We start from the raw sequence: 9,122 nt of genomic DNA on the forward strand, positions 1-9,122 counted from the left end.
GCCACGGAGAAGGCAAGGACGGCCAAGGTGCTCTTCGACGCGGGCAACAGGTCAGTCGGGGAGATAGCCAAGATTCTGGGCATCGGAAGGGCAACATGCTACCGCTACATCGACGGCATCGGCGATGCGGACAAAGACGCTGCAGCGACATGAGCAGCAAAGCCCTCGCCAAGACATCGGGAGACAGGGCTAATGCCTACTGTGCGGCAGGCATTAGCCTTGCAAGTCAGCAAGTGCGCAAAAAACTATAAAACTCTATGTTTAGTAGTACACTATTCATATATTGCTATAGCACCACCGATTGACGACCAGGGCGTGTGCAGCTTTGGCTTACCTAACTAGAAATCATCGAATGGACACAAGCTCCTTACCAGAAGGCATGCACGAGTTCCAGAACGCTTACCTGCACCTGGTGGTAGATGAGGCAACCAGGCTCCTTTACTCAGAGTGGGTCCAGAGGCCCAACAGCGAAGAGTACCGAGAGGCGGCCAGTATCTTTGCCGCCTACCTCAGGGAAAGGGACATTAAGTTCTGGATACAGGACACGAACCGCCTGGGGGAGGTGCCCGCACAGAACCTGAAGGAGGCCTTACAAATGCTGGTGCCCGTGGCGGTTGCGTCAGGCCTGAAGAAGCTTGCCCGCATCACCACTGATGATCGCAGCATGGCCGCCTTTATGGCGCTTGCCAGCGAGAGCAAAGCACAGCTTAAAGCGGGGATTGAGGTGCGGCAATTTAGAACCTATCGGGAGGCGGCAGAGTGGATATGGGGCACCCAGCCCTGCTGATGCTATGATCCAGCACTCGGCGCCAAGCCTGAAAAATAAAAGATGTAATACACCATCCATGCCCTTGGCATTCCCTCTATGTTCGTAGAAGGTGTGTAACAAAGGTACGAAAACAAAGAAAATACGCTATAATCGGGAGTAGTCATGGATGGGAATCAGATGCTTGGCAGTCCTATGTCCTCTAGGTACGGCTCCAGCAGCCTTGAGTCCGGTGAAGCCCAGCGCCAGCACGATCCCGTTGGACGCGGGGCAGTACCACAGCTCCGAGAAGAAGCCGCCCAGGTGGTAGAGCGCCAGGCGGTACCCTCCCCTGGTGCGGGAGCCCAGAAAGGTGCCTTGCCGCCAGACAGCCGCGACACGCTCGTCAAGCGCCAGGGAGTTGAAGTCTTGCACATCCATTCCAGGTGATTACGTAAATGGACTGTACAGGTGTGTCAGCGGGTTGCTTTCGGTTTGGAAACGGTGTCTGAAAACGTTTGCTTTCGGTTGCAGATGGTTTGGATCCGCGGGAAGGCAAGGGCATAAAAGGTCTTTTAAAGGGCATAAACATGCTTTCAATCGCTACATCGGGAGATGCAGCGGGTTGCTTTTGGTTTGGGCGTGTTTGCCTAGCGATGTCTGGGCAAAGTCGAAAGGCTTTGGCTTCGCAAGCGAGTCCAGCGGGCGGACCGGCTTCAGGAATAGGCTGAGAAGGCAGCGGCCCTCACGCTTGCCGCTCAAACCTAAACCAAACCATCTGCAACCGAATTCAAACGCCCCTGAACACCTAAGCCTACCAGGGTCATCTCTATATGCAGGATATGCGGGCGTTACTGGAACACTGGGAAGCAGTGATACAGTGTATCAGACAAAAGTGATACACTGTATCAGAGAACAGCTCTCCTTAGGCCACATAAGCGGCCCCTTTAACAACGAAAAGCAACGGTTTCCGGGACACTGGCACAGGAATCAGACAATTTACTTTTTGGCTTGTCCGTTTCACTTTGGCTTTTGTCCGTTTGGTCGAACTGGCAGGTTTTTAGGGCTTTCCTGGCACCTGCTTTGCAAATAGCAGACCATCCAGACTAGATATCTGGAAATGAAATAGAAACGAAAACCCTTAAAGCAATAAAAGATGAAGAATCAAGCCAGGGAAAGGCAGGAAGTTAAACTACCATTGCAGTATGGTGAGTGGATACAGCTGAAGGCGTTATCAGTCATGTTCAGGCGGATTTTGCTGACGGCAGAGACAGCCAGTATCTACCTGCTCTTACCCTAAAACTGCAGCGGAGACTGGAAGCTAATGAACTGTACCTGCAGGATCTGCTGGCTGACACCGGCTATTCTAACGGGAGCAACTACGCCTTTCTGGAATAGCGGAAGATTACCGGCTGGATTCCAGCGTTTGGCATGTATAAGCCGGAGCTATAAGGTTTTCCCTTATGGTGAACAGGCTGACCACTTCACCTGCCCTGCCGGAAAAATACTTCCGTTCAAAACCTATGAAACCAGAGCAGATGGAAGTGCACTCAGGATCTACAGAGCCACATATCAGGATTGCAAGCACTGTCCACTCAAACCCTCCTGCATTCCCAGAAGCCAGTGCAGACAAATTGCCCAGACGCCTTAAGACAAAGAGTATAAAAGGGCACTGGCAAGACAGCACAGCAGACGGGGCAAGCGCATGAAGCGGCTTCGGCAATGCACGGTGGAACCAATTTTCGGAAGCTTGATTGAACACTACGGGATGCGGAAAGTAGGTGTGCGAGGCAAAACCGGTGCCCATAAAGTAATGCTTATGGGCACCGGTTTTGCCTTCAACCTCAAGAAGTATATGAAGTTTAAGCCAAAAGTGACTGCAAGCAAAGCAATGGTGTTGTAAAAGGAGCTGCAGCAGGCTCTTCCAGTGCCTCTTTTGCTCTTGTACCGCTCTCTCAACTGAAAAAAACTTAGCCAGGGCTAAAACCTTCTTTCTCTGCAACAATCTCAATAAAGTCGCTGCATAAAAAGCAGTTGTGCAACAGCCACAGACAGCTTTTGACAAGGTACAGTACGGTTTCTTAAAAAGCATCATTCAGTATGCCTGCAAGCCTGATGCTGGCCAGTTGCATGCGCTTTTTTACTATATCGCGGTGGCTACGGGTATAGGCATAGCCAAGTTCAGGATTTTCCGCTACTTCTTTGTAGAGCTTATCGCTGATCTGGTAAGATTCAAACAGCCATAACATCATGTCATCCCGCTGCCATGCTCTTACCTGATTTTTGCAGGCATAATTGTATTCCTCCGCCATTTCAGAATAAGTCATTCGGGTGGCTTCTATTACGCCACTATCCCAGACACTATGCAGGTTGGTTTCCTTGCCTCTCAAGGTTACTTTTGTCTTGTTTCCGCCCTGATCTTCTGAATGTCCTGCATGCATCGGCTGGTGGATGTCACCTATTATATGCACGATAAACTTAAGAGCAAAGGCTTTCTCCTCTTTTGACTTGGCAGGATTTTTCAGGTCCTCGATCAGTTGTATCAGTGCCGTATAAGCATTCGCCGATTCAGTGCTGGTAATAGAAGCTGAAAATTGCTCGTAGGTTAGCCCTGATGGCGCATTTACATAATGCCAGGGTGCAGTATAGAGATATTGCGCTTCCGGGCGAATTTCATCAGCCCAAGTGCTCACCATCGCCAGCGATTCGTTGCCGAGTAACTTTTTAACTGCTTTTTTTGCTTTCCAGCTCAGGTGCTGCTCGGCCATTCTGCCTATTGCCCGATGGCCGTCTACGCCCCAGGCAAAGGTGTTAAAAGGCAACAGGATTATCAGAGCCAACAGGATATAATTATGTCTACGTTTCATTATTTCGGGTAGTAAATAGTTAAAAATATACTGGATGCCTACAGTGATTCCCATATATAATAACAAAGTAAAGGCGCAAATATTACAGCTACTTTACCTATATGTTATGTTTTAGTTAAGGCCTGGTGAAAAAGCGCTAATTATTTCATTCTTAAGTATGTCACATCCTTGATTGGTTTTTTGAATGCAAGGTTTTCAGCATCTTACAGTCATAACCTTTGCACCTGATGATCCGCTATACTCCCAGCAACCAGTTAAGTATAGCCGAATTCAAGACCCCCTTCCAACTGCATCTCCCTGGGACAAGCTGGCCGATATCTACCACCGGTGCGGTGCATGAGCGCCAACAAGGGAGCACCTTTGCTGGATGCGCGCATCGTCATCGACTCACTCTTCATCAAGCTCAACGACCAGGACGAGTCATGCTAGCAAAGCGTTGAAGAACTTAACATAGAGTTAATGGCAGTGTCATAACAAATATTCCTGTTTGACTTAATTTTGGAGTAAAACCAAACAACTCCATTTATTCTTATGAAAAACTTTTATCGTAAACTATGTCTCCTGCTGGCGATGGTACTTTGGATACAATTATCCTGGGCACAGGGGGTCACAACATCTTCTATGACAGGTGTCGTGACGGATCAAACTGGTGAAGGCCTTCCTGGAGCAACTGTCGAGGCTATACACACTCCATCAGGAACAACTTATGGTACCGCTACATTAGAAGACGGAAGATTTACAATTCCTAACATGCGCGTTGGCGGACCTTACCAGGTGACCATAAAATATATAGGCTTTCAGGACAAGGTACACAACAACATTAGCCTCAGTCTTGGTACGGCCTATAGCTTGAATGTAAGATTAGTGCAGCAGTCAAGTGAGCTAAGCGAGGTACAGGTTATTTCGGACCGTAACGCTGTCATAAGTTCAGAGCGTGCAGGTACTGCCACAAACATCTCAAGGGAAGCAATCACATCCCTTCCAACCATAAGCCGCTCCATCAATGACTTTACCCGTCTTACCCCACAGGCTAGCGGCACCTCATTTGGGGGGCAGGACAACCGCCTGAACAACATAACGATTGACGGATCCATTCTGAACAGCAGTTTTGGCCTAAGCGGTCAGCCAGGTGGCCGTACAGGTACTGCCCCTATCAGTCTGGACGCTATTGAGCAGGTGCAGGTAAACATGGCTCCCTATGACGTTAGACAGGGCGGCTTCACCGGTGCAGGCATCAATGCGGTGACCCGCTCAGGTACAAACGAGTTCTCCGGATCGATTTTCTATAATATCCAGAATGAGAAATTCCTGGGTTCTGAAGCAAAAGGAAGAGAAGTCGCTTCGGGAAACTTCAACAACACGCAGGCAGGCTTTCGTTTGGGAGGTCCTATTCTCAAGAATAAACTGTTTTTTTTCATAAATGGCGAAATTGAACGTCGTACCGAGCCAGCTACTACCTATAGAGCCAACAGAGGGAATGAGGAAGTAGCGGGTAACGTTACCCGCGTACTGGAGTCGGACTTAAATGAGCTGAGCAGCTTTTTGAGAGACAGGTTCGATTATGAAACTGGTCCCTACCAAGGTTATGACAACCAGACGAGAAGCAATAAGATTCTGGCGAAACTCGATTACAACATTAGCAACAACCACAGAGCCAGTATCCGTTACAACATGCTTGACTCAGAAAGAGATGCCTTGACAAGCAACAGCTCTTCTCTTGGTTTTGGCAGCCGCAGAACAAATCTGAATGCTCTTAACTATCAGAACTCCAATTATATTCAGTTTGAAAAAATCCACTCCGTTATCGGCGAGTTAAACTCAAGCTTTGGCACAAAGTTCTCTAACAATTTGATTGTTGGTTACACGTATCAAAACGAAGACAGAGGCTCTCGTGGCGATTTCTTTCCGCTTATCGAGATCCAGAATGAAGGTCGCAGCTACATCACAGCCGGTTTTGAACCTTTCACCCCAAATAACAGACTCAGTTACTCCACGTTTCAGTTTCAGAACAACTTCTCTTATTACGCAGGGGCCCACACGCTAACTGCCGGTGTTAACGTTGAGCGGCTTTCGTTTGAAAACGTATTCTTCCCTGGCTCACAGAGCGTGTATGTTTACAACTCGCTGGAGGACTTTTATACTGCTGCAAACGGATACTTGGCAGATCCGAACCTGGAAACATCACCTGTTGAATTAAGACGATTCCAGCTGCGTTACTCTGCGCTGCCAGGAGGCGCAGAACCTATACAGCCAACAAGGGTAACCTATAGTGGTCTGTACATTCAGGATTCATGGGCCGCCATGCGCAACCTGACAGTAACAGCAGGCCTCCGTGCCGATGTATCTGCGTTTGATGAAACGGGATTTTATAACCCTGACGTAGCTGAAATGACCTTTAGGGATGCTGATGGCAATCCTTTGCAGGTAAACACCGCAGAGCTTCCGGGAACGAATATTCTCTGGTCTCCCCGTTTAGGCTTCAATTGGGATGTACTGGATGACCAGACGCTGCAGGTTCGCGGTGGCTCAGGTATCTTCTCCGGGCGCCCTCCTTTCGTATGGATCTCAAATCAGATTGGCAACAACGGTGTGCTGACCGGATTTACCCAGAATGACAGAACAACTAATTATCCGTTCAACCCGGATCCAACGGCTTATATACCTGACAACCCGGAGCTGCCAAGCTCATACGAAATCAATGTAAGTGACAGGAACTTCAAGTTCCCACAGGTTTGGAGAAGCAACCTCGCCGTTGACAAGTCCCTCTTCGCTGGTATAGTAGGTACAGTAGAGTTTATCTACAGCAAAAACATTAACAGTGCCAATTATATCAACATTAACCAAGCTGCTCCCACTTCTACTTTCAATGGCCCAGATAACCGCCTAATGTACCCTGGATATGGCTTGGGAGGTGATGACTTCAACGAAGCGGATCGTATCAACCCTTCTATTACGTCAGCTCCTTACCTGACTAATACAGACAAAGGGTATTCTTACTCTTTCACCGCCCAATTGCAGAAGCCTTTCAGCAATGGATTCTTTGCGCTTCTGGCATACAACTTCGGCGAGGCTAAGGATTTGATATCAGCCGGCAGCACAGCCGGGGGGTCTTATAACGGCATCCGAAGCGTAAATGGCAACAACTATCCAGAGTTGGCTTTTTCTAACAATGATCAGCGTCACCGTGTTATCGGCTCTGTCTCATACCGTAAGGAATACGCAGGTTTCGGTGCCACTCAAATTTCGATTTTCAGCGAAGCCCGCACCCAAAACCGTTTCAGCTACACGTACAATGGCGATATGAACGGTGACGGCATCTTTGGCAATGACCTACTCTTTGTACCTAATCGTGGTAGCGACCTGAACTTCCTGCCTATTACAGGCAGAGATGCAGATGGCAACACTGTCACCCTCTATACACCAGAACAGCAAGCGGCTGCTTTCGATGCTTATATTGCACAGGATGAGTATCTAAGCTCCCGCCGTGGCCAGTATGCAGAACGAAACGGCGCGATCATGCCATGGGTTTACCAGACTGACCTGAGCCTTGTACAGGAGTTTTTCGTTAACGTGGCCGGTAAGCGCAACACGCTGCAACTAAGAGGTGATATCTTTAATGTTGGAAACATGATCAACAGCAACTGGGGTGTGTACAACAGAGTTTTACAAACCTCACCACTTACAGCTGCCGGTGTGAATGCAGCTGGTGTTCCGCAGTATAGGTTACAAACCCTTAATGGCCAGCCTATTGCCAATACGTTTGATACCTCAGCCGGGATAAACGATGTGTGGCGAGCACAAATTGGCGTTCGCTATATTTTCAACTAAGACATTTTATAGCTTAAATATGAATCACCCCGAACTTTAGGGGAATAAGAAAGAAGGACCTCCTGTTTTAGTGGTAGTTTACCCCTTAAAGCAGGAGGTCCTTTATCTCCAGACATACTTCTAAGGCATAGACTGGGTGAATAGCTTTTGTTGGTGATGCCCACGGTGACAGAAACCAGCCCCAGCACCTTTTTGGTGTAGGAGACTCTGTTGCCGCCACCGTTGGCTGTGGAGTTGATCTCCAGGTCGACCTGAATGTTATTGCGTCCGGACAGCACGCCTAGCAGCAGGGGGTCTAGTACAGGGCTACTCCCGCAAAAGAAATCGCAAACCAAGCCACCATGTCACCTAGGAAGCGGGTGTTGGCTTTGCCATCTATCTCTAACAGTGGTCCTCCGGGTATGCCTGCCTGGCCAGAGGCGCACTCAGCCCCGTTGCTAACAGCCACTTTCCAGAAGGACACAATACCGTCCCCGCATGGACAATCCTTCTGCCAGAGTTCCTGCTGCCATTGGCTTTGCGCCGAGTTGTCCAGCTGATTCCTCCTGTCAATGTAGTTCAGAAGCATCTGGCGTGCAGCTAGGCGCAGCGCACGGTCAGGGCTTGCACCTACTAGCTCCACAGATGCCCGGGTAGAGCCGGTTTTAACGTACAGCCCCCTGGCGTGGCGGGCTAGGTACTGAAAACCCAGCGGAGCATTTGCCCCAAGGTGAGGCTGTCGTGGCTGATGAACAGGCGTGTTTGGTGACTAACGTCAGCGCCAGTGGCTATTACTACTGGCTTCACCACCCTATAAGTCTGCGGAGCAGAAAGAGCAGGAACTCGTGGAGCAGATTATGGAAATATATCAGCAGAGCAAGTGCCGCTATGGCAGTCCAAGGATCAGTTTCGAACTCCGAGAGCAAGGTATTCAGGCTTCTCGCCCAAGAGTAGCCTGTGTAATGCAAAAACACCAGATACAGAGCATCATAAGAAGGAAGCACCGGATGCAGACCACCGACTCCAGCCATAGCTATACAGTGGCTAATAACTTCCTCTCAAGGGATTTCCAAGCGGCAAGACCAGCAGAGAAATGGGTATCAGATTTAACCTACATAAGAATCGGGGAAGGTTGGCTTTACCTGACAGTAGTGCTGGACCTGGCGGACTGGAAAGTGGTGGGATGGACGCTGAGTAGACCATGGAGGCAGAGGCTACAACCATGGCCGCCTGGCAGATGACCATCAAAAGCAGGCCCCTGTTCCACTCCCTTTTGTTTCACTCCGACTGGGGCGTGCTTACGCCTGTAGCGAGGTCAGAGAGCAATTGGAGGGAATTCCGGTGCTGCGGAGTATGAGCCGCAAGGGCAACTGCTCTCGACAACGCCGTGGCAGAGAGCTTCTTTAAGACGATGAAGACAAAAATGGTGTACCACCACAACTTTGCCACCAGGCAAGAGGCCCAGCTGGGCGTGTTTGAGTACATCGAAGGCTTCTATAACCGGAAAAGGAGGCATTCAGCCCTTGGCTACCTGACTCCTTCCCAATATGAAAGCCTGCTGTAAAAACAAGCTGTGGCTGCTTGAAAAAAGGCTCCAGTAAAACATTGCAATTCCACCTTTTGTGCATCTCGGGCCTGAGCAGTTGGTAGAGCTTCCTGCCCCCGATGCGGGGGTGATCCCGGCGCACCTGCTTTACCAGTTC

11 protein-coding genes and 1 pseudogene are annotated in these 9,122 nt (G+C 49.4%); 8 read left to right on the forward strand and 4 right to left on the reverse strand.

Features of this window, described 5'->3' with window-relative positions; translation table 11 throughout:
* Together LN893_RS20920 and LN893_RS19725 are read left to right on the forward strand one after the other, a co-directional pair.
* Nucleotides 1–153: helix-turn-helix domain-containing protein (locus LN893_RS20920; protein ID WP_369427718.1), on the forward strand; the 153-nt coding region annotated here is incomplete at its 5' end.
* A gap of 199 nt (nt 154–352) precedes the next feature.
* Nucleotides 353–787, forward strand: a complete 435-nt coding sequence (locus tag LN893_RS19725; protein WP_229973079.1) for a hypothetical protein — start codon at nt 353–355, stop codon at nt 785–787.
* A 155-nt stretch (nt 788–942) separates the two neighbouring features.
* Here the strand turns inward: LN893_RS19725 and LN893_RS19730 are convergent, their stop codons facing one another.
* Entirely contained in the window at nt 943–1,182 is a 240-nt protein-coding gene (locus tag LN893_RS19730; RefSeq protein WP_229973080.1) for a hypothetical protein, read from the reverse strand.
* 775 nt (nt 1,183–1,957) lie between these two features.
* Here LN893_RS19730 and LN893_RS19735 point away from each other — a divergent pair.
* The 3 genes from LN893_RS19735 to LN893_RS21010 all read left to right on the forward strand — a co-directional run bounded on the left by LN893_RS19735 (nt 1,958) and on the right by LN893_RS21010 (nt 2,648).
* Nucleotides 1,958–2,143 carry a hypothetical protein gene (locus LN893_RS19735; RefSeq protein WP_229973086.1) on the forward strand — a complete coding sequence of 62 codons (186 nt, stop codon included), beginning with the start codon at nt 1,958–1,960 and terminating at the stop codon, nt 2,141–2,143.
* Nucleotides 2,070–2,396 carry a transposase gene (locus LN893_RS21005; protein WP_439651233.1) on the forward strand — a complete coding sequence of 109 codons (327 nt, stop codon included), beginning with the start codon at nt 2,070–2,072 and terminating at the stop codon, nt 2,394–2,396. The genes LN893_RS19735 and LN893_RS21005 overlap by 74 nt, the downstream gene beginning before the upstream one ends.
* A 78-nt stretch (nt 2,397–2,474) precedes the next feature.
* Nucleotides 2,475–2,648 carry a hypothetical protein gene (locus LN893_RS21010; protein ID WP_439651234.1) on the forward strand — a complete coding sequence of 58 codons (174 nt, stop codon included), beginning with the start codon at nt 2,475–2,477 and terminating at the stop codon, nt 2,646–2,648.
* A 178-nt stretch (nt 2,649–2,826) separates the two neighbouring features.
* On the opposite strand, the gene LN893_RS19745 is transcribed toward LN893_RS21010, so the two are convergent.
* Nucleotides 2,827–3,612, reverse strand: a complete 786-nt coding sequence (locus LN893_RS19745) for a S1/P1 nuclease (protein WP_229973081.1) — start codon at nt 3,610–3,612, stop codon at nt 2,827–2,829.
* A 531-nt stretch (nt 3,613–4,143) separates the two neighbouring features.
* On the opposite strand from LN893_RS19745, the gene LN893_RS19750 reads away from it, so the two are divergent.
* Nucleotides 4,144–7,440 carry a TonB-dependent receptor gene (locus tag LN893_RS19750; RefSeq protein ID WP_229973082.1) on the forward strand — a complete coding sequence of 1,099 codons (3,297 nt, stop codon included), beginning with the start codon at nt 4,144–4,146 and terminating at the stop codon, nt 7,438–7,440.
* Here LN893_RS19750 and LN893_RS19755 read toward each other — a convergent pair.
* Entirely contained in the window at nt 7,437–7,718 is a 282-nt protein-coding gene (locus LN893_RS19755; RefSeq protein WP_229973083.1) for a hypothetical protein, read from the reverse strand. The two genes, LN893_RS19750 and LN893_RS19755, sit on opposite strands and share 4 nt — an antisense overlap.
* 17 nt (nt 7,719–7,735) lie before the next feature.
* The gene (locus LN893_RS19760; RefSeq protein WP_229973084.1) at nt 7,736–8,062 is read right to left on the reverse strand and encodes a hypothetical protein; all 327 of its coding nucleotides are present in this window, start codon (nt 8,060–8,062) and stop codon (nt 7,736–7,738) included.
* Between the two features lie 202 nt (nt 8,063–8,264).
* On the opposite strand from LN893_RS19760, the gene LN893_RS19765 reads away from it, so the two are divergent.
* Both LN893_RS19765 and LN893_RS19770 read left to right on the forward strand, forming a co-directional pair.
* Nucleotides 8,265–8,660, forward strand: a complete 396-nt coding sequence (locus LN893_RS19765; RefSeq protein ID WP_369427717.1) for an IS3 family transposase — start codon at nt 8,265–8,267, stop codon at nt 8,658–8,660.
* Nucleotides 8,661–8,797: 137 nt separating this feature from the next.
* Nucleotides 8,798–8,983: pseudogene (locus LN893_RS19770) on the forward strand (IS3 family transposase); the annotation flags it as partial.
* Nucleotides 8,984–9,122 lie beyond the last annotated feature (139 nt).

Origin of the sequence: Pontibacter harenae (assembly GCF_020907245.1) — a bacterium.
Lineage (GTDB): Bacteria > Bacteroidota > Bacteroidia > Cytophagales > Hymenobacteraceae > Pontibacter > Pontibacter harenae.